The following is a 22,862-nucleotide window of genomic DNA, read 5'->3' as shown; positions in this document are numbered from 1 at the left end:
GCCGGGGGGTTGGGGGGGTTGTGGGGGGGGGGGGGGGGGGGGGGGGGGGGGGGGGGGGGGGGGGGGGGGGCGGGGGGGGGGGGGCCCCCACCCCCGCTCGCCCTGGCTAGCGCCCGATCAGCGGGTAGTGGTCGGACAGGTTGGTGTAGGTGTAGGAGGTGCCCCAGCTGGAGACGGTCCAGGGCGCCGACTCCTCCTTGACCACGTTGTTCTCCCAGCCCGCCGGGCGGGCGTTGCCCTTGCGGTAGAGGACGTAGTCGAGGTCCTCGCGGGGGTCCGTCGGGTAGCGGTAGTTGGCGATCGAGTTCAGTGCGGTGTCGAAGGAGTACGGGTGGCCCGTGCGGGTGTCCGAGGCCGCCAGGTCGGCGTTGGCCAGCATGGAGGCGAGCTCCGGAGTGCGGGAGTCGACGTTCATGTCGCCCGCCACGATGACCTGCTCGTTCGCCGGGATGTTCTTCCCGTCCAGGAACGCGTCTATGGAACGGAACTGACGGGCGCGCATCTCCGCCGCCTCGCCCGCGCTGCAGCCCGGGTCGGTGGACTGGGCGTGCGTGCCGACCACGTGCACCTTCGTGCCGTTCACGTTCAGCACCACGTAGGCGAAGCCCTTGTTGGACCACCAGTCGGCCCCGCAGGCGTCCTTGTAGACCACCTGCTCCTTGCGGATGATCGGCCACTTGCTGAGCACCATGACGCCGCCGTCCTCCGGGGTGGTGGAGGAGTACGCGCCGCCCGTGGCGTCCCAGCCGCTCTTGCTGCGGCCGACGACCGGCGTCGCGTACGGGTACTGGGCAGCGGCGTTGGCCTTGAGCGCGTCCGAGGCGCCGTTGTCGAAGGCCTCCTGGAGCACGACCACGTCGTGGCCCTGGAAGAAGGAGGCCTTCGGGATCTCCGCGGCCCGGTGGTCCTGGCCCCAGTTCGGGTACAGGTTCTTGCTCATCAGGAACACGTTGTACGACAGGACGCTGAGCCGCGGCGCGGCGGCGGCCGAGACCTCGGAAGAGGGTGCGGCCGTGGCGGCGGGCGCGGTGGTGGCGGCCAGGGTGCCGGCGGCGATCGCGGCCACGGCCGCGGCGGCGGCGCGGTGACGGCGGGGGGAAGGCAGCATGAGGACTCCATCGTTCCTGCGGGGGAAGATCGGCTCCGTCATCCAAGCAGCCGCGGTTACCTCTGGGTAACACCCGTGCAGCGACTTTCTGTCGGGGCCGCGACAACGCGGCGACGGAGTGTCTCCCACCGTCGCGGACGCCCCTGCGGACGCCCCCGCGAATGCCCCCGCGGCCCGCCCCGGCGGCCGGACTCCGCAGCAGGTCATACTGGGAATCGGCGAGACCGACACCCTGGGGGCACACATGAGCGGGACCGGGCAGCGGACCGCGTCCGGAGCGCACCGGACACCCGGCAGCCGGACCGACCCCCAGCCGCCCCCGCCCGGCGGCGTGCTGTGGACCATCGCGGGCGACGTCCGGGCCCTGCTGATGCTGCCCGCCGCCTTCACCCTGCAGGTCGCGCACCCGGCCATCGGCGCCGGCGTCGACCAGTACTCCGTCTTCCGCACCGACCCCTGGGGCCGCGGCGAACGCTCCCTGCGCTCGGTCCAGCTGTGGGTGTACGGCGGCGAGCAGGCCGCCGAGGAGGGCCGCCGGGTGCGCCGCCTGCACAAGGACATCCGGGGCACGGACACCCGCGGCCGCCCGTACCACTCCCTCGACCCCGCCTGCTACGCCTGGGTGCACGCCACCGGCTTCCCCGTCTACCTCTACGCCGGGCGCTACCTGCTGCGCCGCTTCACCCCCGCGCAGGAGCGGCAGCTCTACCGGGAGTGGCTCCAGGTCGGCCGGATCCTGGGCCTGCACGACCGGGACATGCCGCAGAGCATCGAGGAGTACTGGACGTACTGGGGCCGCATGCTGGCCGAGGAGATCGAGCCCACCAAGGTCGCCCGCGAGCTCCTCGCCACCGACGTGCCGCTGCCCCGGCCCGAGAGCGGCTCGCCCGCCGTGCGGCTCCTGCTGCGGCTCGCCTGGCCGGCGCTGCGCGCGGCGTTCCTGCACTTCCGCGCCTTCGTCACCGTCGGGTACATGCCGCCGGAGGCGCGCGCCGCGCTCGGGCTGGAGTGGAGCCCGGCCCAGGAGCGCCGGCTGCGCCGGTTCAGCACGGCCGCGCGGATCCTCGTACCGCTGCTGCCCGAGCGGCTGCGGTACCTGCCCATCGCGCGGGCGGCGCGCGCCCGTCGGCACGCCGCCGCCCGCTGACGGGACCGCGGGGGCTCAGTGCCCGGCGTGGTCGTGGATCGTGTTCGTCTCCGCGATCTTCTTCCAGGACTTCGGCTCGGTCTTGTTCACCGGGGCCGAGAAGGAACGGGCTGCGGGGTTCGCGGCCGTGGGGTTCAGGGCCGAGGCGTCCGGCTTGCCCGGGGTGTAGAGCCAGGTCTGGAAGAGCTGCGCGAGCGGCTGCCCGGAGACCTTCTCCGCGTACGAGACGAAGTCCGCGACCTTCGCGTTGCCGTAGGCGCGCTCGGTCGGCCAGCCCTTCAGGATCGCGAAGAACTTCTCGTCGCCGATGCGGTTGCGCAGCGCCTGGAGCGCGATCCCGCCGCGGTCGTAGACGGCGCCGTGGAACTGGTTCTCCGGGCCCGGGTCACCCGGCTTGACCTGCCAGAAGGCGTCCTCGGCCGGGCGCAGGTCGTACGCCCACTGCGCGAGCTCCTGCGCGGTGCCCTCGCCCTCCTTCTCCGACCACAGCCACTGGCTGTAGCGGGCGAAGCCCTCGTTGATCCAGATGTCCTTCCAGCCGTCCACGGAGACGCTGTCGCCGTACCACTGGTGGGCCAGTTCGTGCACGACGACGGAGACGTTGGAGCCGTTCGAGAACTGGCGGGGGCTGTAGAACGGCCGGGTCTGGGTCTCCAGTGCGAAGCCCGACGGCACGTTCGGGACGTAGCCGCCCAGCGCGTTGAAGGGGTACGGCCCGAAGACCCCTTCCAGCCACTCCGCGACCTCGCCGGTCCGCTCCACGCTCGCGCGCGCCGAGCCCGCGTTGTCGCCGAGGTCCTTGCTGTAGGCGTTGAGGATCGGCAGCCCGCTCGCCGTCTTGTCGGTGGTGATGTCGAACTTGCCGACGGCGAGCGTGGCCAGGTAGGTGGCCTGGGGCTTGTTGGAGCGCCAGTTGTACCTGGTCCAGCCGAGCCGTGAAGTCTGCGACTGGAGCACGCCGTTGCTGATGGCCTGGGTGCCGTCGGGGACGTTGACCGAGATGTCGAAGGTGGCCTTGTCGAGCGGGTGGTCGTTGCTCGGGAACCACCAGATCGCCGAGTCGGGCTCCTGCGCGGCCACACCGCCGTCGGGGGTGCGCTGCCAGGCCGACCAGCCGTCCACCTTCAGCTCGGAGGGCTTGCCCGCGTACTTGACGACGACGGTGAGCGGGGTGTTGCGGGCGACCGCCTTGGCGGGGGTGACCTCCAGCTCCTGGGAACCGGAGGTGGCGAACTTCGCCTTGACGCCGTTGACCCTGATCTCGCTGACCTGGAGCCCGAAGTCGAGGTTGAAGCGGGACAGGTCCTGCTTGGCGGTGGCGAGGAGGGTGGCGGTCCCTTCGAGCAGGTCCGTCTTCGGCTGGTACTGCAGCCGAAGGTCGTAGTGCGACACGTCGTATCCGCCGTTGCCGCTGGCCGGGTAGTAGGGATCGCCGATACCCGGGGCGCCCGGACCGTAGCTCGCCGCGGATGCCGGGATCACCAGCAGCAGGGAAGCGGCGAGCACGCTCGGGGCGATGACTTTGCGGTGCACGAATGGCTCCAAGTGGTAGGGGAGACACATCGGTTCAAGGTCTCGTCGTCCGACCGTATTCACGCGTGGCGCATCAGGTCATGTCCATGGCCCCTGCTGTCACACGATCGCCATTCGGCCGTCACGCTCCGCTGAGCGGTGAGGTGCCCTCGGCGGCGGGGCCGGGCGGGGGGTGCCCCCTCGCGTCCGCCCCGCACCGCCGGCCCGGGCCCGTGACCTGCGGCGCGACCGCCGGAACGGGTCCGCGGGCGTGGTGGTGCAGGCCGGCGAGTGGAACACCGGGCGCGCGAAACCCGCCGCGCGAGGCCCTCCGGATCGGCCGGATTCCCCCGCCACCGGGTGGCCCAGGGGCAGGCCTCGTACGGGGTGGGGTGCCGACTGCCCGTGAGGGAGGCGGGGTTCACGACATACTGAGCAGTCGGTAACCTGCCCGGCATGACGATTCCCCCGCTCGCCGCCCGGCACTGCTGGCACGCAGCCATCAACCCGCTGCACTCGACGATCTACTTCTCGCCGGACACCGCAAAGGAGTTCGCCGCGCTGGGGATCACCGACCCCGTCGCGGTCAACCTCGCCCAGCGCTCCGCCGCCCTGGGAGCCGTCGGGGCCGGGGCGGTGACGGCGACGTTCTACAACTACAGCCACGACCACGTCGCCCGGTACCTGCCCGCGGTCTGGGAAACGGCCACCCCTGAAGACGTCCTCGCCGCCCGGCTCCGCGCCGCCGACACCACCCTGCGCCGGCTGCTCGGCCCCGCGACCATCGGCTCGCCCGAGCTCGCCGAGGCCGCGGACCTCGCGATACGCGCCACCGAGGGCTGCACCCGGCACGCCCGCGTCCTCTACGCCGCCCACGCCGACCTCCCCGTCCCCGAGGAGCCGCACCTGCGGCTCTGGCACGCCACGACCCTGCTGCGCGAGCACCGCGGCGACGGCCACCTCGCCGCCCTGCTCCTCGCGGGACTCGACCCGGTCGAGGCCCTGCTCAGCCACACCGCCACCGGCAAGGGCATGAGCCCGAAGTGGATCAAGCGGATCCGCGGCTGGGAGCAGGCCGACCTGGACGCCGCCGCGGCCCGGCTGCGCGCCCGCGGCGTGCTCGACGCCGAAGGGGCCCTCACCGAGCACGGCGCCGCCCTGCGCGAGCAGCTGGAGACCGACACCGACCGCCTCGACGCCGCCCCGTACGAGCACCTCGGCGCCGACGGCCTCGCCCGCCTCGCCGAACTCGGCGGCGCCGTCGTGCGCGAGGCCATGGCCGCCGGCGCCTTCCCCCCCGACCTCAGGGGCTGACGGACAGGGCTCCCGCCGTCCGCCACCGCCACCTGCCACAATTGGCAGCCTTCCAGTGCAAACGAAGGCAGGCGGGACCCGATCGTGACGACGTCCATCGAAGGCAGGATCGCCGAGGAGCTCGGCGTACGGGAGCGGCAGGTCAAGGCGGCGGTCGAGCTGCTCGACGGCGGCTCGACCGTGCCGTTCATCGCGCGCTACCGCAAGGAAGCGACCGAGATGCTCGACGACGCCCAGCTGCGCACCCTCGAGGAGCGCCTGCGGTATCTGCGCGAGCTGGAGGACCGGCGCGCGGCGATCCTCGACTCCGTACGGGAACAGGGCAAGCTCGACGCCGAGCTGGAGGCGCGGATCAACGCGGCCGACACCAAGGCCCGGCTGGAGGACATCTACCTCCCGTTCAAGCCCAAGCGGCGCACCAAGGCGCAGATCGCCCGCGAGGCCGGTCTGGAGCCGCTCGCCGAAGGACTGCTGGCCGACCCGTCGGCCGAACCCGCCGCCGCAGCGGCCGCGTTCGTCGACGCCGGCAAGGGCGTCGCCGACCCGGCCGCCGCCCTGGAGGGCGCCCGCGCCATCCTCACCGAGAAGTTCGCCGAGGACGCCGACCTGATCGGCGAACTGCGCGAGCGCATGTGGAGCCGCGGCCGGCTCGCCGCCAAGGTCCGCGAGGGCAAGGAGGAGGCGGGCGCGAAGTTCGCCGACTACTTCGACTTCGCCGAGCCGCTCACCGCACTGCCCTCGCACCGCGTCCTGGCGATGCTGCGCGGCGAGAAGGAGGACGTCCTCACCCTGGAGCTGGAGCCGGAGGAGCCCTCCGACGTTCCCGGCCCCTCCACGTACGAGGGCATGATCGCCCGCCGCTTCGGCGTCGCCGACCGCGGCCGCCCGGGCGACAAGTGGCTCGCGGACACGGTGCGCTGGTCCTGGCGCACCAAGATCCAGGTGCACCTCGGCATCGACCTGCGGACCCGGCTGCGCGCCGCCGCCGAGGACGAGGCCGTACGGGTCTTCGCGTCGAACCTGCGCGACCTGCTGCTCGCCGCCCCCGCCGGCACCCGCGCCACCCTCGGTCTCGACCCGGGCTTCCGCACCGGGGTGAAGGTCGCCGTCGTCGACGCCACCGGCAAGGTCGTGGCCACCGACGTGATCTACCCGCACGTGCCCGCCAACAAGTGGGACGAGTCCCTCGCGAAGCTGGCCCGCCTCGCGAAGGAACACGCCGTCGAGCTGGTCGCCATCGGCAACGGCACGGCCTCCCGCGAGACCGACAAGCTCGCCGGGGACCTCATCACCCGCCACCCCGAGCTGGGGCTCACCAAGGTGATGGTCTCGGAGGCGGGCGCCTCCGTGTACTCCGCCTCCGCGTTCGCCTCGCAGGAACTGCCCGGCATGGACGTGTCCCTGCGCGGCGCGGTCTCCATCGCCCGCCGCCTCCAGGACCCGCTCGCCGAACTCGTGAAGATCGACCCGAAGTCGATCGGCGTGGGCCAGTACCAGCACGACCTGTCCGAGGTGAAGCTGTCCCGCTCGCTGGACGCGGTGGTCGAGGACTGCGTGAACGGCGTCGGCGTGGACGTCAACACCGCCTCGGCGCCGCTGCTCTCGCGGGTCTCGGGCATCAGCGGCACCCTCGCCGAGAACATCGTGGCCCACCGCGACGCCAACGGCCCGTTCCGCAGCCGCAAGGGGCTCAAGGACGTGGCCCGCCTCGGCCCGAAGGCGTACGAGCAGTGCGCGGGCTTCCTGCGCATCCGCGGCGGCGACGACCCGCTGGACGCCTCCGCCGTGCACCCCGAGGCGTACCCGGTGGTCCGGTCCATGGGCAAGACGGCGGGCGGCGAGGTGGCGGCCCTGATCGGCAACACCTCCGTACTGCGCTCGCTGCGCCCGGAGCAGTTCGTCACCGAGGCCTTCGGCCTGCCCACGGTCACCGACATCCTGCGCGAGCTGGAGAAGCCGGGCCGCGACCCGCGCCCCGCGTTCAAGACGGCCACCTTCAAGGAGGGCGTGGAGAAGATCGGCGACCTGGCTCCGGGGATGATCCTGGAGGGCGTGGTCACCAACGTGGCCGCCTTCGGCGCCTTCATCGACATCGGCGTCCACCAGGACGGGCTGGCGCACGTCTCGGCCCTGTCGAAGACCTTCGTCAAGGACCCGCGGGACGTGGTCAAGCCGGGCGACATCGTCCGCGTGAAGGTCATGGACGTGGACATCCCGCGCAAGCGCATCTCGCTGACGCTGCGCCTGGAGGACGAGGCAGACCGCCCGGCCGGCGGCGCCCCGCGCCAGGACCGCCAGGAACGCCGGTCCGGCGGCGGCCGTCCGCCGCAGCAGCGCGGTGGCGGTGGCGGCGGCGGTCAGGACCGGCGCGGCGGCCAGGGCCAGGGCCAGGGACAGCGGGGCCAGGGCCAGCGGCAGGGCGGCGGCAGCGCCCCCGCACCCGCCAACAGCGCGATGGCGGACGCCCTGCGCCGGGCCGGCCTCACCGGTCCCGAGGAGCGCCGCAAGCGGTAGGGAGAACGCCCTCGCGCGCCTCCCGCGCGGGCCCGCGCACGGCATGGCCGAATACCTTCCCCACCTGGGGAGTTGCCTTGCCAATGGCGGCAGAAGATATGTAGGCATGTGGAACGCCCGTTCGTCACTCGGCGGACGGGCTTCCGCATTCCCCTCAGGACCGCATTCCCCGAGGCCGCTCTTCGAAGGCACAGGACTCCATGCCCCTGCCCCCGCACGCCTACAGACGCTGCCCGAGAAAGGGTCCGAAGAGGGATCACATGTCCCACCGGCGAGTCAGTCTGCGCAAAAGGTGCGAGAACATTCTCGGCCATCTGGAATTACCTCATCCGTTCTCCCTCGATGAGCTCTGCAGCCGAATAGCCGAGCAGCGCGGGCGGCCCATCCGGCTCCACCCGCTTCCCAAGGAGGCGGCCGAGACGGGGGTGTGCGGACTCTGGGTGGGCACCGTCAGCGTCGACTACGTCTTCTACGAGGCGCAGACCACCCCGCTGCACCGGGAGCACATCGTGCTCCACGAACTGGGCCACATCCTCTTCGGCCACCATTCCGTGGAGGCCGACGACGCCGACGTGAACGACGGCCGCAACCCCACCGTGCTCGGGCGCACCAACTACACCACCCGCCAGGAGCAGGAGGCGGAGATGCTCGCCAGCATGATCCGCATCCGCACGGCGAACACCGGCCCGCACACGGCCGCCGTCCCCCCGCGCGGCACCCTGGCCCGGCTGGAGTCCGCCATGGGGTACGAGCGGAGGAACGATGGCCGCTGACCTGACCGCCTTCGGCAACTGGCTCGCCGTCCCCGGCGTCGCGTGCCTGTGGATCGCGCTCCTGCTCCGCGCCCCCGGCGCCCTGCGCTCCCCGCAACAGCGCGGACTGTGGCTGGCCGTGGCCACCGCGGCCGCCGCGATGACCCTGAACCTGCCCGACGTGGTCGCGTACGCGATGCGCCGCGGCCCCGGCTACGCCCACGCCATCGGACTCACCCGCAACTTCACCGGCGTGTTCTCGGCGGGTGCCGTGCTCTACTTCGTCGCCGCCACCACCAAGGGCCGCCGGCTCCAACTCGCCTCCTGCACCGCCACCGTGGGCTGGCTCGGCGCCCTCTTCGCCCTGGACGCGGCCGCACCCCCGCACGGCAGCCACACCATGCCGCCGGTCGGCGACCCGGTGCCCTCCCTCGCGTACTGGCTGGTGCTGATCTCCGCGCACCTGGCGGCCAACACCGTCTGCGTGGCCCTGTGCTGGCGCTACAGCCGCCGCACCGAGAGCCGGGGGCTGGCCGCCGGGCTGCGGCTGTTCGGACTCGGCACCGCGCTCGCCGGCGTCTTCTGGTTCGCGTACCTGCTCAAGGGCCTCTTCGGCAGCACCTGGGCGATGCCGGCCCTGCCGCTGCTGATGAACCTGCACGGGCTGCTGCGGGCCGCCGCGATCCTCGTGCCCACGCTGTTCACCTTCCGCCGCGGGGCCGCCGACATCGCCATCGCGTGGCGGCTGTGGCCGCTGTGGCGCGACCTGGTCCAGGCCGTCCCGCACGTGGCCCTCAACAAGCCGCGCGCCGGGCGGGTGGTGGAGCTGCTGTGGCCGCCCGTACCGCGCAACCTGCTCGTCTACCGCAAGGTCATCGAGACGCGCGACGCGATCCTGATCCTGGGGGAGTACGTCGCCCCGGGCGCCCTGGAGCAGGCCCGCGGCCGGGTCGCCGGACGCGGGGTCCCCGAACAGCGGCGCACCGCCGCCGCGCTGGCCTGCGTACTGCGGGAGGCGCGGCAGGCGAAACTCGACGGACTGCCCGGGCAGGCGGGCGAGGCGGCCGCGCTGGAACTGCCGGCCGCGATCCAGACCACGAAGGCGGACGGAGACCTGGCGGACGAAGCAGCGTTCCTCGTCGACGTCGCCCAGGAATACGCCGCCGCGGCAACCACCGGGAAGTGAAACCGTTTTGAGCACGTCGACGACGAGCAGGACCGTACTGATCACGGGCGCCAGCGCTGGACTGGGCGCCGCCTTCGCCCGCGGATTCGCCGCCAAGGGCTGCGACCTGGTCCTCGTGGCCCGCGACAAGGACCGCCTCGACGCCCTCGCCGGCGAGCTGGGCCGGCAATTCGGCGTGTCCTGCGAGGTGTTGCCGGCCGACCTCCTCGACGCGCAGCAGTGCGCGTCGGTCTCCGAGCGGCTCGCGGACCGGGCCCGGCCCGTGGACGTCCTGGTCAACAACGCGGGCTTCGGGCTGCCGGCGCCGTTCCCCCACAGCCCGGTGGAGGACGAGGAGCGGATGCTGGACCTGCTGGTCAAGGTCCCGCTCCGGCTCACCCACGCCCTCCTGCCGGGCCTGCGCGAACGCCGCCGGGGGGCCGTCCTCAACGTCTCCTCGGTGGCGGGCCTGCTGCCCACGGGGACCTACGGCGCGGCGAAGGCCTGGATCACCGCCTTCAGCGAATCCCTCCGGGTGGACATGGAGCCGTACGGCGTCCGCGTCCTGGCGGTCGTGCCCGGCTTCACCCGCACCGAATTCCAGGAGCGGGCGGGCATGGACGTCAGTTCACTGCGCGACGCGGTCTGGCTGGAACCGGAAGCGGTGGTCGACCGCGCCCTGCGGGACCTGGCGCTGCGCCGCCCGCTCAGCATCACGGGCCGCCGCTACCGCGCCTACGCACTGGCGGTCAGGCACCTCCCGCGCGACTTCGTGGCCCGCAGGATGGCGCGCACCCGGCGCGCCCCGGCGGACCGGCCGGACGGCGGCTGAAGCCCCGGCAGGCCGATGCGCGGCCCGGTCAGGGGCCGCGCAGGCCTGGGATGGAGGGACTAACCGCAGTCGTCGTCGTCGTCCCAGCCGTTGTCGTGGTCCCAACCACCGTGGTGCCAGCCGCCGTAGCCGCCGTGGCCGCCGTGGCCGCCCCAGTCGTCATCGTCGTCCCAGCCACCACCGCCGGCGACATAGCTGACGTGCTGGGTCGGGGTTGCCGCGGCGGCAGTGCCCGCGGTCGCGAGGGCGGCCCCGCCGGCCATCAGGACACCGGCGGCGGAAACCGCGAAGAGGCGCTTCGCTCTCTGTGCAAACATGAGAATTTCCCTTTCCTCCCGCTCTCTCGCACCCCGTTCGAGGTGTGAGGAGGCGGAACCGCAGCCGCAGGATCAGAATGCGCAGCGCGGATCGGATACAGGGCCGCGGGAATTGCGGAAGCACGTTTCCAGTCGACGCGGGACTCGGGCCCGCGCGGGCGTGCTCCGCGGTTGCGGCTCTCACTTACCGAGGCTAGTCCCGTTCGAGGCGATCGGCACCTCGGGACGTGCCCCTTCTTCTACAGCTCGACGACCTTGCCGGCCGTGACCTCCAGGCGGCGCGTCACCTGGACGGCGTCCAGCATCCGGCGGTCGTGCGTGACCAGGAGGAGCGTGCCCTCGTAGGACTCCAGGGCGGATTCCAGCTGCTCGATCGCCGGGAGGTCCAGGTGGTTGGTCGGCTCGTCCAGGACCAGCAGGTTCACCCCGCGGCCCTGCAGCAGGGCCAGCGCCGCGCGGGTGCGCTCACCGGGGGAGAGGGTCGCCGCCGGGCGCAGCACGTGGGCCGCCTTGAGGCCGAACTTGGCCAGCAGCGTGCGGACTTCGGCCGGCTCGGTGTCCGGGACCGCCGCGCAGAAGGCCTCCAGCAGCGGCTCGTCGCCCAGGAACAGGCCGCGGGCCTGGTCGACCTCGCCGACCAGGACGCCGGAGCCCAGGGTGGCGGAGCCGGAGTCCGGCACCAGCCTGCCCAGGAGCACGGCCAGCAGCGTGGACTTGCCCGCACCGTTCGCGCCGGTGATCGCCACCCGGTCCGCCCAGTCGATCTGCAGGCTGGCCGGGCCGAAGGCGAAGTCACCGCGCTTGACGGCCGCCTCGCGCAGGGTGGCCACGACCGAGCCGGAGCGCGGGGCCGCCGCGATCTCCATGCGCAGCTCCCACTCCTTGCGCGGCTCGTCCACGACCTCCAGCCGCTCGATCGCCCGCTGCGTCTGGCGGGCCTTCGCGGCCTGCTTCTCGCTGGACTCGCCGCGCAGGTTCTTGCCGATCTTGTCGTTGTCGCCCGCCTTGCGGCGGGCGTTGCGCACGCCCTTGTCCATCCAGTTGCGCTGCATCTGCGCGCGGCCCTCGAGCGCGGCCTTCTTGTCCGCGAACTCCTCGTACTCCTCGCGGGCGTGGCTGCGGGCCCGGGCCCGCTCCTCCAGGTAGGACTCGTACCCGCCGCCGTAGAGGTTGATCTGCTGCTGGGCCAGGTCCAGTTCGAGGACCTTGGTGACCGTCCGCGTCAGGAACTCGCGGTCGTGGCTGATCACGACCGTCCCCGCGCGCAGCCCCTTGACGAAGCGCTCCAGGCGCTCCAGACCGTCCAGGTCCAGGTCGTTCGTGGGCTCGTCGAGCAGGAAGACGTCGTAGCGGGAGAGCAGCAGGGAGGCGAGGCCCGCACGGGCCGCCTGGCCGCCGGAGAGCGCCGTCATCGGCAGGTCCAGGCCCACCGTGAGGCCGAGGTCGTCCGCGACCTCCTCGGCCCGCTCGTCGAGGTCCGCGCCGCCGAGGTCCAGCCACCGGTCCAGCGCCGTCGCGTACGCGTCGTCCGCGCCCGGGGTCCCGTCCACCAGGCCCTGGGTCGCCGCGTCCAGCTCCGCCTGCGCGGCGGCCACGCCGGTGCGCCGGGCCAGGAACTCCCGTACGGACTCCTCAGGCCGGCGCTCCGGCTCCTGCGGGAGGTGGCCGACGGCGGCGGTGGGCGGGGAGAGCCGCAGCTCACCGGTCTCTGGGGTGTCCAGCCCGGCCAGCAGGCGCAGCAGCGTGGACTTCCCGGCGCCGTTGACGCCGACGAGACCGATGACGTCGCCGGGCGCGACGACGAGGTCGAGATCGGCGAAGAGCGTGCGCTCACCGTGCGCGGCGGTGAGCTTCTTGGCGACGAGGGTTGCAGTCATGATGCGCCGATCCTATCGGGCCCGCCCCCACGGCCCCGGCGGCCGACCGGCAGCGGTCCGGCCACCGGTGACCACCGAGGCCGCCGCGAAGACCCCGCCGAGCAGGGCCGTCGGCCCGCGGTCGGCGGCGCGCCGGGCGACCGCGGCGCCGGCGGCGCGGAACAGCCCCTCGTCGGCGCAGAGCCGGGCCAGGGCCAGGACGACCGCATGGAACCCGGCCACGGGCAGGTACTCCGGAACGGCGGCTCGGGGACCCCGGCAGGATGACACCGGGGCGTCAGGGCGCCCGGGGCGGGGGCCGGTGGCCCGCGCCCGTCCCGCCCCGCCATGGCGGGATAGGTGGGAAGCGCGTCATTGCGGCCATCGCGCGCGGCGGACCACCATGAGGGCATGACGTTGTCGCCGCGAAACGACGTGCTCGTCCTCCTCTACGACGGGGTCCAGAGCCTGGACGTGACCGGTCCGGTGGAGGTGTTCGCTGCCCTCGCCCGTTTCCCCGGGCGGGAGGGCTACACGATCCGGACGGTGTCGCCTGGGGGCGCGCCGGTGCGGACGAGCAGCGGCCTGACGCTGGTGCCCGACGGGGACCTGGAGAGCGCCCGGCCGGGCGCCGGGACCACGCTGCTGGTGCCCGGCGGCCGCTACCGGGCCGACTTCGAGCCCCGGCTCACCGACTGGCTCCGCGTCCACGGGGGTGCCTCGGAGCGGCTCGTGTCGGTGTGCACCGGTGGGCTGCTGCTGGCGGAGGCCGGGCTGCTGGACGGGCGGCGCGCGACGACGCACTGGTACGTGTGCGAGCAGATGGCGCGGGACTATCCGGCCGTCGTGGTGGAGCCGGACCCCATCTACGTCCGGGACGGCCACGTGGCCACCTCGGCCGGGGTCACGGCGGGGATCGACCTCGCGCTCGCGCTGGTGGAGGAGGACCACGGGCGGGACGTCGCGCTGAAGATCGCCCGGCATCTGGTGGTGTTCCTGCGCAGGCCCGGCAACCAGGCGCAGTTCAGCGCGCAGCTGGCGGCCCAGACGGCGCGGCGCGATCCCCTGCGGGACGTCCAGCAGTGGATCACGGAGCACCCGGACGGAGACCTGAGCGTCGACGCCCTCGCCGCCCGTGCCCGTCTCTCGCCACGGCACTTCGCACGGGCCTTCCAGGCGGAGACGGGGGTCACTCCGGGCCGGTACGTGGAACGGGTCCGCGTGGAACACGCCCGCCGGCTGCTGGAGGAGGGCACGGCGGGGGTCGCCCAGATATCCCGGGCCTGCGGCTACGGCACGCCGGAGGCCCTGCGGCGCGCCTTCGTGCGCACCCTCGGCCAACCGCCCGCCGAGTACCGCCGCCGCTTCGGCCCCACCCCCTGACCTGCTGTTCGTCTACCGCTCCGGAGGAGCCATGCAGATCGCCGTACTGCTCTACGACCGCTTCACCGCGCTCGACGCCGTCGGGCCCTTCGACACCCTCGGGAGGCTTCCGGACGCCGAGGTCGTGTTCGTGTCCGAGCGGCCCGGGCCCGTGCGGACCGACAACGGGGCGCTCGCGCTCGTCGCGGACAAGGGGCTCGACGAGGTGACCCGGCCGGACGTCGTCATCGTGCCCGGGGGGCCGCACCCCGAGCTGGAGATGGAGAACCCCGCCGTCATGGAGTGGCTGCGGTCGGTCGACGCCACCACCACCTGGACCACGTCCGTGTGCACCGGGTCCCTGCTGCTGGCGGCGGCCGGGCTGCTCGACGGGCGGCGGGCGACCAGCCACTGGCTGTACCTGGACCGGCTGTCGGAGTTCGGCGCCGAGGCCACCGGGGAGCGGGTGGTCACCGACGGGAAGTACGTCACGGCCGCGGGGGTGTCCTCCGGGATCGACATGGGGCTCACCCTGCTCGGCCGGATCGCCGGGGACGAGTACGCCCAGGCCGTCCAGCTGATGACGGAGTACGACCCGCAGCCGCCCTACGACGCCGGTTCCCCGGCCAAGGCCCCGGCGGCGCTCGTCGCCCGCCTGCGGGCGGACAACCCGCTGGTCTAGGCCGTCTCCCGGCCGGAGCAGCCGTTCACGGTGTCCACGTGAACACCGGCGGCCGGCGTTCCAGGAAGGCGGCGACACCCTCCGCGGTGTCGTCGCTCCCGGCCGCCTGCTGCTCCCAGTGGTCCTCCCGGTCCGTCCGGCCGTCCGCGAACTCCTTCGCCGCCGCCTGCGTCAGCTGCGAGCGCGAGGCCAGGATCCGGGTGAACTCGGCCACTCGCTTGTCCAGTTGTCCGGCCGGCAGCAGCTCGTTCAGGAACCCGGCGCGCAGCGCCTGCTCCGTGCCGATCAACTCCGCGGAGAAGAGCAGGTACTTGGCCCAGGCCGGGCCGACCAGAGCCGCCAGCCGCCGGGTGGAGGAGGCCGGGTAGACGATGCCCAGCTTCGCCGGGGTCACCCCGAAGGACGCACCCTCCTCCGCGAAGCGCAGGTCGCAGGCCGCCGCCAGCTGGCTGCCGCCGCCCACGCAGAACCCGCGGATCGCCGCCAGCGTCGGCTTGGGGAAGGCGGCCAGCGCCTCCTCGGCGGTCACGGCGAGGGCCCGCGGGTCCTCGTCCCCGGTCAGCGAGGAGATGTCCGCGCCCGCGCAGAAGGTCGGTCCGGACCCGGTCAGCACGAGCACCCGTACGGACGGGTCGTCCGCCAGGTCCGCCAGCAGCTCCGGGAGCTCCCGCCACATCGCCGCGGTCATGGCGTTGCGCTTGGCGGGATGCGAGATGACCACGGTCGCCACCCCGTCGGCCAGCGTGTGGAGGAGTGCGGGATCCCCGGCTGCGTTCATGCGCCGGATGCTATCCCGGTGCGCCGATCGCATGATCGGGGGAGTCCGTCAGGATCCTGCCGGGCCGGCCCGGCCGAGGATCAACAACGGTCAACAACTGACTCTGTCATACGCCGGCGGTCAGAAAGCGTCCGATTGGCGCTGACTTCTGGTCAGCGGTTCGGGCCGGACCAGCCCGTTCCCCACTCTTGACGCGTGGAGACGATCGAGCGCGAAGACGGGGGACGGAAGATGGATGTCAGCGGGAGCGTCCCGCCAGCCAGGGAGGCGGAGCCGACGGCTCCGGCCGACCCCCTCGCGTACGAGGGGGTGTGGAGGTTCACCGCGCCCGCGGTAGAAGAATCCGTTCCGCAGGCCCGTCGTGCGGTCCGTGAGCTGCTCGGGCGCCAGGGGGTGCCCGCCCAGCAGGACATCGTGTACTCCCTGCTGCTGATCGTCTCCGAACTGGTGACGAACTCGGTCCGGCACGCCGCCCTGCTCTCGCCCGAGGTCGCGGTGGAGGTGGCGATCGGCCGCTCGTGGGTACGGGTGGCCGTCGAGGACAACCACCCGTACCGCCCCAAGGCGCTGGAGGCCGATTTCGGCCAGACCGGCGGCCGGGGGCTGCTCCTGGTGCGCGAGGTCACGCTGGAGGCCGGCGGGGTCTGCGACGTCGAGCACACCTCGACCGGCGGCAAGGTCATCTGGGCGGCCCTGCCGCTCACCGCGCCCGCCGGGCCGGCCCCGGCCGCCTGAGGGCGAGGGCCGTACGAAGGGCTACCAGCCCGCCGCGTCGCCCGTCAGCTCGCGGATCGCGGGCCGCGCCGCGTCCAGCACGGTCATGAACCAGGCCGAGAAGGGAACTTCGGCGTGCTGCTTGGCCAGCTCCTCGGCGGTGACGAAGGCGGTGTCCGCGATCTCCTCCGGGTCGGGGTGCACCGCGGCCTGCGCAAGTCCCACGAAAAGGTGGTTGAACTCCTGCTCCACCAGACCCGATGCGGGGTCCGGGTGGTTGTAGCGCACCGTTCCCGCCTCCGCGAGCAGCGAGGGCGAGAGCCCCAGCTCCTCGTGGGTCCGCCGGGCGGCCGCCGCGAACGGAGACTCCCCCGGATAGGGGTGACCGCAGCAGGTGTTCGACCAGACGCCGGGGGAGTGGTACTTCCCGAGCGCCCGCTGCTGCAGCAGCAGCCGGCCCTGCTCGTCGAAGAGGAACACAGAGAACGCCCGGTGCAACTGCCCCGGCGCCTGATGGGCGGAGAGCTTCTCCGCCGTGCCGATGGTGTTGCCGGACTCGTCGACCAGTTCGAGCATGATCGGTTCTTGAGTCCCGGTGCCGTCGGACGCGCTGCTGGCGGCGGTGGCTGGTGTGGTCGGCATACCCATCCTTCGCTTCGGACTTCGGCCTTCAGTCTGCCGTACAAAAGGGTCTTGTCCCCACTTCGAAGATCTGTCCGCGTCCGCCCCACGCCGCGTGCTATGCGGCGTGGGGCGGAGCATCAGACTCCGAACGGGGCCGGGTAGCTGATCGTGCCCGCCGGAACCGGTACGGAATCGTCCAGTACCAGCGCCATCATGGCCTCGTCCGGCACCTCGAACGGCGCCCGGATCCCGAAGCGCGACGCCGGTACGAAGCCGAAGCGCGGGTAGTACTCCGCATGCCCGAGCACGAGGACCAGCGACTCCCCGCGCTCCCCGGCAGCGGCGAGCAGCGCCCGGACGACCGAGCTGCCCGCGCCCGAGCGCTGCAGCCCGGGAGCCACCGCGACGGGGGCGAGCGCGAGCGCCCGTACCCCGTCGACCTCGCAGGCGGTGAGCAGGGCGTGCGCCACCACCGACCCGTCGGGCCCCTCGGCCACGTACGACAGCCCGGGCAGCCACGCCCCGTCCGCGCGCAGCGCGTCCACGAGATCCGCCTCCAGCGGGGTCTCGAAGGCCGCCAGGTTGACGGCCCGTACGGCGGCCACGTCGGCCGCGGTCTCCGGACGGGCCGGCCAGGCCCCGCCGGCCCCGGCGGTCACCGGGCGCAGCACGTAGCCCGTGTAGCCGTACTCGTGCCCGTGGCGGGCCCGTACGGCGAGCTCCTCGCGGGTGGCGGCCAGCGCGGCCTCCGCCGCGGGGGAGCCGCCCGGATGGGTGCGGACCCGCTCGGCGAGCGGTCCGTAGTACTCGGCCCAGTCGGAGTCGGGCAGGTGGTGCACGCCGAGCACCCGGTACCCGGCGGCCTGGGCGGCGGCGAGGTTCCCGGCGGTGGAGCGCAGCGGGCACTGCGCGTCCCAGAAGGCGCGCGCCCCGGCGGACGGCTCCGGGGTGGTCCACTCGCATTCGGTCAGCACGATCGTGCCGCCGGGGGCGAGCAGCCGCCGCCAGCGCGCGAGCGCGGTGCCGAAGCCGATCGTGTAGGCGGAGCCCTCCGCCCACACGAGGTCGAAGGAGCCGTCGGGGAACTCCTCGGCGGGAAGTGCGCCCATGTCCGCCCGGACGGTGCGGACCCGGTCGCCGAGCCCGCGGGCGCAGGCCTCGGTGCGCAGCTCTTCGAGGAAGGGGGCGTGCAGGTCGACGGCGGTCACCTCGGCGCCGTCCGCACCCGCCTCGGCGGCCAGCAGCAGGGCGCTGCGGCCCGGGCCGCAGCCCAGGTCGAGGACGCGCGGCCGCTTCGGCAGCGGCCCGCACAGGGAGAGCAGGTGACGGGTGCTCGCGTCGGAGCCGGGAGCCTGCCGCGGCAGACCGTGGTGCAGGGCGAAGAAGGCCTCGGTGAAGGCGGAGGTGCTGGTGTCGTCGGTCAACGTGAACCCTTGGAAAGGGGGCTCCGGCCGACCGGGGGCCTGTCGGTGGTGCGGTTCAGGCCCGGTGGCCGGGTGCCCGGGAGGAATGGGGGATGCACCGGAGTTCGCTGCGCATGGCCGCGACCACTACGACGGTCATCAACCCACCTCTTCCTCGCTCGTTCGCCTACAGGGCGTGTCCACCGTAACATCCGAGCCGTTTGTGGTAGGGCGCCATGATCGTCGATGATGTCCGGGACGGGCTCCGCCAGGGCTCGACAGGGCCCGATGGCCGGGAATATTCCGCTTATCAGGGCGTAAACGGGTGATGAACCCCTGCTTCCATTCATCCGATAGCCTCAGCCGACGTGCCGCGCCCCGACGGGCGCGCCCGTCCGCAATCCGTCACAAGGAGTGAGTTCGTCTGCCGACCGTCATCCTCACCGGCCTGCCGGTCCCCGGATCACCGCTCGCTGACGAGCTGCGCTCACTCGGCTTCGACGTCCGCCCCGCCGCCGGTCCCCAGGAAACCGCCGCCGCACTCGCGGGCGTCCCCGCCGACCAGCGCGTGGCCGTCGTCGACAGTGCCTTCGTCGGGCACGTGCACGCCCTGCGCCTCGCGCTGACCGACCCGCGCTTCGACGCCTGCGCCGTCACCGGGGCGCTCTCCGTGCAGCCCGGCGCCCGCGCGGCCCTCGACGAGGCCGCCGCCAAGGCCGCCGCGCTCGGCCCCGACGGCTCCGGCCCCTACGCGGACCGGCTCGCCGGCACCGTCGAGGCCGCCGGGACCGCCGTTCAGCGCCCCGAGCTCGGCACCCTCGTCGCAGCCGTCCCCGCCACCGCGGCGGAGCGGGAGGCGGCGAACGCCGCCGTCGCCGCCGTCGACGACGAGGCCGTACGGCTGCGGACCGCCGTGAAGTCCCGCGACGGGTTCTTCACCACCTTCTTCATCAGCCCGTACTCGCGCTACATCGCCCGCTGGTGCGCGCGCCGCGGCCTGACCCCGAACCAGGTCACCACCGCCTCGCTGCTCACCGCGCTGATCGCGGCCGGCTGCGCCGCCACGGGCGAGCGCTGGGGCTACGTGGCGGCCGGTGTGCTGCTCCTCGTCTCCTTCGTACTGGACTGCACGGACGGGCAGCTCGCCCGCTACTCGCTCCAGTACTCGACGATGGGCGCCTGGCTCGACGCCACCTTCGACCGCGCGAAGGAGTACTCCTTCTACGCCGGTCTGGCGCTCGGCGCCGCCAGGAACGGCGACGACGTGTGGGGCCTCGCCGTCGGCGCCATGGTCCTCATGACCTGCCGGCACGTCGTGGACTTCTCGTTCAACGAGGCCAACCACGACGCCACGGCGAACACCAGCCCCACGGCGGCCCTCTCCGACAAGCTCGACAGCGTCGGCTGGACGGTCTGGGTCCGCCGGATGATCATCCTCCCCATCGGCGAGCGCTGGGCCATGATCGCGGTGCTGACCGCCTTCACCACCCCCCGGATCGTCTTCTACGCCCTCATCGCCGGCTGCGCCTTCGGTGCGCTCTACACCACCGCGGGCCGGGTGCTGCGCTCCCTGACCCGCAAGGCGAAGCGCACGGACCGCGCCGCCCAGGCCCTCGCCGACCTGACCGACTCCGGCCCGCTCGCCGAGCTCCAGGCCCGGCTGCTGCGCGGCCGCGCCGGGACCTTCGGGTCGGTGTACGTGGCGGCCCTCGGCACGCTGCTGATGATCGGGGCGGCCCTGTACCTGCCCTTCGGCGACCGGCGTCTGACCGCCGTCGCCGTGATCTACGCCATGACCGCCGGCCTCGCCGTCGCGGCCCCCCTCAAGGGCGCCCTGGACTGGCTGATCCCGCCGCTCTTCCGGGCCGCGGAGTACGTGACGGTCCTCGTGCTCGCCGCCAAGGCGGACGTCCCCGGGGCCCTCCCGGCGGCATTCGGCCTGATCGCGGCGGTCGCCTACCATCACTACGACACGGTGTACCGCATTCGCGGCGGCACCGGAGCGCCCCCGCACTGGCTGGTGCGGACGATCGGCGGCCACGAGGGCCGGGTCCTGCTGACCACGGTCCTCGCCGCCGTCCTCGCCGGGCGCGCATCGGACTTCCCCGTCGCGCTCACGGTCCTGGCCGTGTTCGTGGCAATCGTGGTGCTCGCGGAGAGCATCCGCTTCTGGGTCTCCTCCGGGGCACCCGCCGTACATGACGAAGGAGAACCAGCATGATCGGCCTTGTACTCGCTGCCGGTGCCGGGCGCCGCCTGCGTCCCTACACCGACACCCTGCCCAAGGCCCTCGTGCCCGTCGGCCCCGAGGGCGACGAGGAGAGCCTGACGGTTCTCGACCTCACCCTCGGCAACTTCGCCGAGGTCGGCCTCACCGAGGTCGCCATCGTCGTCGGCTACCGCAAGGAAGCCGTCTACGAGCGCCGGGAGGCCCTGGAGGCCAAGTACGGCGTCAAGATCACGCTGATCGACAACGACAAGGCCGAGGAGTGGAACAACGCCTACTCCCTGTGGTGCGCGCGTGAGGTCCTGAAGCAGGGCGTGATCCTCGCCAACGGCGACACCGTCCACCCCGTCTCCGTCGAGCGGACCCTGCTCGCGGCCCGCGGCAACGGCCAGAAGATCATCCTCGCCCTCGACACGGTCAAGAGCCTGGCCGACGAGGAGATGAAGGTCGTCACCGCCGACGGTCAGGGCGTCCGGAAGATCACCAAGCTGATGGACCCCGCCGACGCCACCGGCGAGTACATCGGCGTCACCCTCATCGAGCCCGAGGCCGCCGAGCAGCTGGCCGAGGCGCTCAAGACCACCTTCGAGCGCGACCCCGACCTGTACTACGAGGACGGCTACCAGCAGCTCGTCAACGACGGCTTCACGATCGACGTGGCCCCCATCGGCGACGTCAGGTGGGTCGAGATCGACAACCACGACGACCTCGCCAAGGGCCGGACGATCGCATGCCAGTACTGACGAGGCTCATCCCCTCGCCCGTCGTCGTCGACATCAGCGGCGGGGCGATGGACCGGCTGGACGGCATCCTCGCCGACCAGCGGATCTCCGCCTCCGGCAAGCTGGCCATCGCGATCAGCGGGGGCTCCGGAGTGGCGCTGCGCGCCAGGCTGGAGCCCGTACTGCCGCACGCCGACTGGTACCCGGTCGTCGACGGCACCATCGACTCCGCCGTCAAGCTGGCCGACGACATAAAGGGCCGCCGCTACGACGCCGTCGTGGGCCTGGGCGGCGGCAAGATCATCGACGTCGCGAAGTACGCCGCGGCGCGGGTCGGGCTGCCCATGGTGGCCGTCGCCACCAACCTCTCGCACGACGGCATCTGCTCGCCGGTGTCCATCCTGGACAACGACAACGGCCGCGGTTCCTACGGAGTGCCCACTCCGATCGCGATGGTCATCGACCTCGACGTGATCAAGGAAGCCCCGGTGCGGTTCATCCGCGCCGGCATCGGCGACGCGATCTCCAACATCTCGGCCATCGCCGACTGGGAGCTCTCCCGCGAGGTCACCGGCGAGCCGGTCGACGGTCTGGCCGCCGCCATGGCCCGTACCGCCGGCGAGGCCGTACTGCGCCACCCCGGCGGCTGCGGTGACGACGAGTTCCTCACCGTGCTCTCCGAGTCGCTCGTCCTCACCGGCATCGCCATGTCGATCAGCGGGGACACCCGCCCCGCCTCGGGCGCCTGCCACGAGATCAGCCACGCCTTCGACCTGCTCCACCCCGGGCGCTCCGCGCTCCACGGCGAGCAGGTCGGCCTCGGCGCCGCCTTCGCGATGCACCTGCGGGGGGCCGCGGAGCAGTCCGGGCTCTTCGTGGAGGTGCTGCGCCGCCACGGCCTGCCGGTCGGGCCGGAGGAGATCGGCTTCAGCGTCGACGAGTTCGTCGCGGCCGTCGAGTACGCCCCCCAGACCCGTCCGGGACGCTTCACGATCCTGGAACACCTCAACCTGTCCGCCGCCGAGATCAGGGACGCTTACGCCGACTATGCCAAGACCATCCGTAGCTGAACTCCGCCCCGTCGTCCACCCGGCGGGCGTCAAGGACCGGGTCAGCGGCGAGCACTGGGGCGGCCGCCTCTACATGCGTGAGATCTCCCTGCGCATCACCCGCTTCCTGGTCACCACCAAGGTCACGCCGAACCAGCTGACCTACGTGATGACCCTCTGCGGCGTCCTCGCCCTCCCGGCCCTGCTGGTCCCGGGCATCCTCGGCGCCGTCCTCGGCGTCGTGGCGGTCCAGCTCTACCTGCTGCTCGACTGCGTCGACGGCGAGGTGGCCCGCTGGAAGAAGCAGTTCTCGCTCTCCGGCGTGTACCTGGACCGGGTCGGTGCCTACCTGTGCGACGCGGCCGTCCTGACCGGCTTCGGCCTGCGCGCCGCCGACCTCTGGGGCGGCGGCCGGATCGACTGGCTGTGGGCCTTCCTGGGCACCCTCGCGGCGCTCGGCGCGATCCTGATCAAGGCCGAGACCGACCTGGTCGGCGTCGCCCGCCACCAGGCCGGCAAGCCCGTGGTCAAGGACGCGGCGGCCGAGCCGCGCTCCTCCGGCATGGCGCTCGCCCGCCGGGCGGCCGCAGCGCTGAAGTTCCACCGCCTGGTCCTCGGCATCGAGGCCTCGCTGCTCATCCTGGTGCTGGCCGTCGCCGACCAGATCCGCGGCGACCTGTTCTGGTCCCGGGTCGGCGTCGCCGTCCTCGCGGCCATCGCGCTGCTCCAGACCGTGCTGCACCTGGTGTCGATCCTGGCCTCCAGCAGGCTCAAGTGACCACGC

At 72.8% G+C, this 22,862-nt stretch carries 21 protein-coding genes; 13 read left to right on the top strand and 8 right to left on the bottom strand.

Going from position 1 to position 22,862, the window contains the following annotated elements; translation table 11 throughout:
• Nucleotides 1-106: 106 nt before the first annotated feature.
• Complete coding sequence (gene sph, locus ACIGFK_RS02485) at nt 107-1,108, bottom strand: sphingomyelin phosphodiesterase (protein ID WP_376659295.1); 1,002 nt, start codon at nt 1,106-1,108, stop codon at nt 107-109.
• A gap of 244 nt (nt 1,109-1,352) precedes the next feature.
• On the opposite strand from sph, the gene ACIGFK_RS02480 reads away from it, so the two are divergent.
• A complete protein-coding gene (locus tag ACIGFK_RS02480) occupies nt 1,353-2,255 on the top strand; it encodes an oxygenase MpaB family protein (RefSeq protein WP_376659296.1) in 903 nt (300 codons plus the stop codon).
• A 15-nt stretch (nt 2,256-2,270) separates the two neighbouring features.
• Here ACIGFK_RS02480 and ACIGFK_RS02475 read toward each other — a convergent pair whose 3' ends face one another.
• Nucleotides 2,271-3,788 (bottom strand): M1 family metallopeptidase, encoded by a 1,518-nt coding sequence (locus ACIGFK_RS02475; protein ID WP_376659297.1) that lies wholly within the window; start codon nt 3,786-3,788, stop codon nt 2,271-2,273.
• Nucleotides 3,789-4,223: 435 nt separating this feature from the next.
• Between ACIGFK_RS02475 and ACIGFK_RS02470 the strand changes: the two genes are divergently transcribed.
• The 5 genes from ACIGFK_RS02470 (at nt 4,224) to ACIGFK_RS02450 (ending at nt 10,344) form a co-directional block, all read left to right on the top strand.
• Nucleotides 4,224-5,081 (top strand): hypothetical protein, encoded by an 858-nt coding sequence (locus ACIGFK_RS02470; protein WP_376659298.1) that lies wholly within the window; start codon nt 4,224-4,226, stop codon nt 5,079-5,081.
• An 84-nt stretch (nt 5,082-5,165) separates the two neighbouring features.
• Nucleotides 5,166-7,595, top strand: coding sequence for a Tex family protein (locus ACIGFK_RS02465; protein ID WP_386471959.1), 2,430 nt, complete (start codon nt 5,166-5,168; stop codon nt 7,593-7,595).
• 260 nt (nt 7,596-7,855) lie between these two features.
• Nucleotides 7,856-8,368: a hypothetical protein gene (locus ACIGFK_RS02460; protein WP_376659300.1), complete on the top strand. Its 513-nt coding sequence runs from the start codon at nt 7,856-7,858 to the stop codon at nt 8,366-8,368.
• A complete protein-coding gene (locus ACIGFK_RS02455) occupies nt 8,358-9,533 on the top strand; it encodes an MAB_1171c family putative transporter (RefSeq protein ID WP_400050186.1) in 1,176 nt (391 codons plus the stop codon). Before ACIGFK_RS02460 ends, ACIGFK_RS02455 begins: the two co-directional genes overlap by 11 nt.
• Nucleotides 9,534-9,540: 7 nt before the next feature.
• On the top strand, nt 9,541-10,344 hold the full coding sequence (locus ACIGFK_RS02450) for an SDR family NAD(P)-dependent oxidoreductase (RefSeq protein WP_376659302.1): 804 nt from the start codon (nt 9,541-9,543) through the stop codon (nt 10,342-10,344).
• A gap of 59 nt (nt 10,345-10,403) precedes the next feature.
• Here ACIGFK_RS02450 and ACIGFK_RS02445 read toward each other — a convergent pair whose 3' ends face one another.
• From ACIGFK_RS02445 to ACIGFK_RS02435, 3 genes are all read right to left on the bottom strand, one after another.
• Nucleotides 10,404-10,661: a hypothetical protein gene (locus tag ACIGFK_RS02445; protein WP_376659303.1), complete on the bottom strand. Its 258-nt coding sequence runs from the start codon at nt 10,659-10,661 to the stop codon at nt 10,404-10,406.
• Between the two features lie 239 nt (nt 10,662-10,900).
• A complete protein-coding gene (locus ACIGFK_RS02440; RefSeq protein ID WP_376659304.1) occupies nt 10,901-12,538 on the bottom strand; it encodes an ABC-F family ATP-binding cassette domain-containing protein in 1,638 nt (545 codons plus the stop codon).
• 12 nt (nt 12,539-12,550) lie between these two features.
• Nucleotides 12,551-12,760, bottom strand: a complete 210-nt coding sequence (locus ACIGFK_RS02435) for a hypothetical protein (RefSeq protein WP_386471950.1) — start codon at nt 12,758-12,760, stop codon at nt 12,551-12,553.
• Between the two features lie 168 nt (nt 12,761-12,928).
• Here ACIGFK_RS02435 and ACIGFK_RS02430 point away from each other — a divergent pair, with 168 nt between their 5' ends.
• Both ACIGFK_RS02430 and ACIGFK_RS02425 read left to right on the top strand, forming a co-directional pair.
• Nucleotides 12,929-13,900 (top strand): GlxA family transcriptional regulator, encoded by a 972-nt coding sequence (locus ACIGFK_RS02430; RefSeq protein ID WP_376659306.1) that lies wholly within the window; start codon nt 12,929-12,931, stop codon nt 13,898-13,900.
• Between the two features lie 31 nt (nt 13,901-13,931).
• Complete coding sequence (locus ACIGFK_RS02425; protein ID WP_386471947.1) at nt 13,932-14,561, top strand: DJ-1/PfpI family protein; 630 nt, start codon at nt 13,932-13,934, stop codon at nt 14,559-14,561.
• Nucleotides 14,562-14,586: 25 nt separating this feature from the next.
• Here the strand turns inward: ACIGFK_RS02425 and ACIGFK_RS02420 are convergent, their stop codons facing one another.
• The gene (locus tag ACIGFK_RS02420; RefSeq protein ID WP_400050182.1) at nt 14,587-15,339 is read right to left on the bottom strand and encodes an enoyl-CoA hydratase/isomerase family protein; all 753 of its coding nucleotides are present in this window, start codon (nt 15,337-15,339) and stop codon (nt 14,587-14,589) included.
• Between the two features lie 231 nt (nt 15,340-15,570).
• Between ACIGFK_RS02420 and ACIGFK_RS02415 the strand changes: the two genes are divergently transcribed.
• Nucleotides 15,571-16,074: an ATP-binding protein gene (locus tag ACIGFK_RS02415; RefSeq protein ID WP_376659316.1), complete on the top strand. Its 504-nt coding sequence runs from the start codon at nt 15,571-15,573 to the stop codon at nt 16,072-16,074.
• A gap of 21 nt (nt 16,075-16,095) precedes the next feature.
• On the opposite strand, the gene idi is transcribed toward ACIGFK_RS02415, so the two are convergent.
• Both idi and ACIGFK_RS02405 read right to left on the bottom strand, forming a co-directional pair.
• On the bottom strand, nt 16,096-16,695 hold the full coding sequence (idi, locus tag ACIGFK_RS02410) for an isopentenyl-diphosphate Delta-isomerase (RefSeq protein WP_376659309.1): 600 nt from the start codon (nt 16,693-16,695) through the stop codon (nt 16,096-16,098).
• Between the two features lie 119 nt (nt 16,696-16,814).
• Complete coding sequence (locus tag ACIGFK_RS02405) at nt 16,815-18,101, bottom strand: GNAT family N-acetyltransferase (RefSeq protein WP_376659310.1); 1,287 nt, start codon at nt 18,099-18,101, stop codon at nt 16,815-16,817.
• A gap of 403 nt (nt 18,102-18,504) precedes the next feature.
• Between ACIGFK_RS02405 and ACIGFK_RS02400 the strand changes: the two genes are divergently transcribed.
• Genes ACIGFK_RS02400 through ACIGFK_RS02385 form a run of 4 tightly spaced genes read left to right on the top strand, consistent with a single transcriptional unit; the run spans nt 18,505 to nt 22,856 of the window.
• Nucleotides 18,505-20,301 (top strand): DUF5941 domain-containing protein, encoded by a 1,797-nt coding sequence (locus tag ACIGFK_RS02400; RefSeq protein ID WP_376659317.1) that lies wholly within the window; start codon nt 18,505-18,507, stop codon nt 20,299-20,301.
• On the top strand, nt 20,298-21,050 hold the full coding sequence (locus ACIGFK_RS02395; RefSeq protein ID WP_376659311.1) for a sugar phosphate nucleotidyltransferase: 753 nt from the start codon (nt 20,298-20,300) through the stop codon (nt 21,048-21,050). Before ACIGFK_RS02400 ends, ACIGFK_RS02395 begins: the two co-directional genes overlap by 4 nt.
• Nucleotides 21,038-22,099, top strand: a complete 1,062-nt coding sequence (locus ACIGFK_RS02390) for an iron-containing alcohol dehydrogenase family protein (RefSeq protein ID WP_376659312.1) — start codon at nt 21,038-21,040, stop codon at nt 22,097-22,099. The genes ACIGFK_RS02395 and ACIGFK_RS02390 overlap by 13 nt, the downstream gene beginning before the upstream one ends.
• Complete coding sequence (locus tag ACIGFK_RS02385) at nt 22,077-22,856, top strand: CDP-alcohol phosphatidyltransferase family protein (protein ID WP_376659313.1); 780 nt, start codon at nt 22,077-22,079, stop codon at nt 22,854-22,856. Before ACIGFK_RS02390 ends, ACIGFK_RS02385 begins: the two co-directional genes overlap by 23 nt.
• Nucleotides 22,857-22,862 lie beyond the last annotated feature (6 nt).

Source organism: Streptomyces sp. NPDC085524 (assembly GCF_044541755.1).
GTDB lineage: Bacteria > Actinomycetota > Actinomycetes > Streptomycetales > Streptomycetaceae > Streptomyces.
The sequence above is the reverse complement of the archived record's forward strand: the minus strand, read 5'-3'. Positions and strand labels throughout refer to the sequence as shown.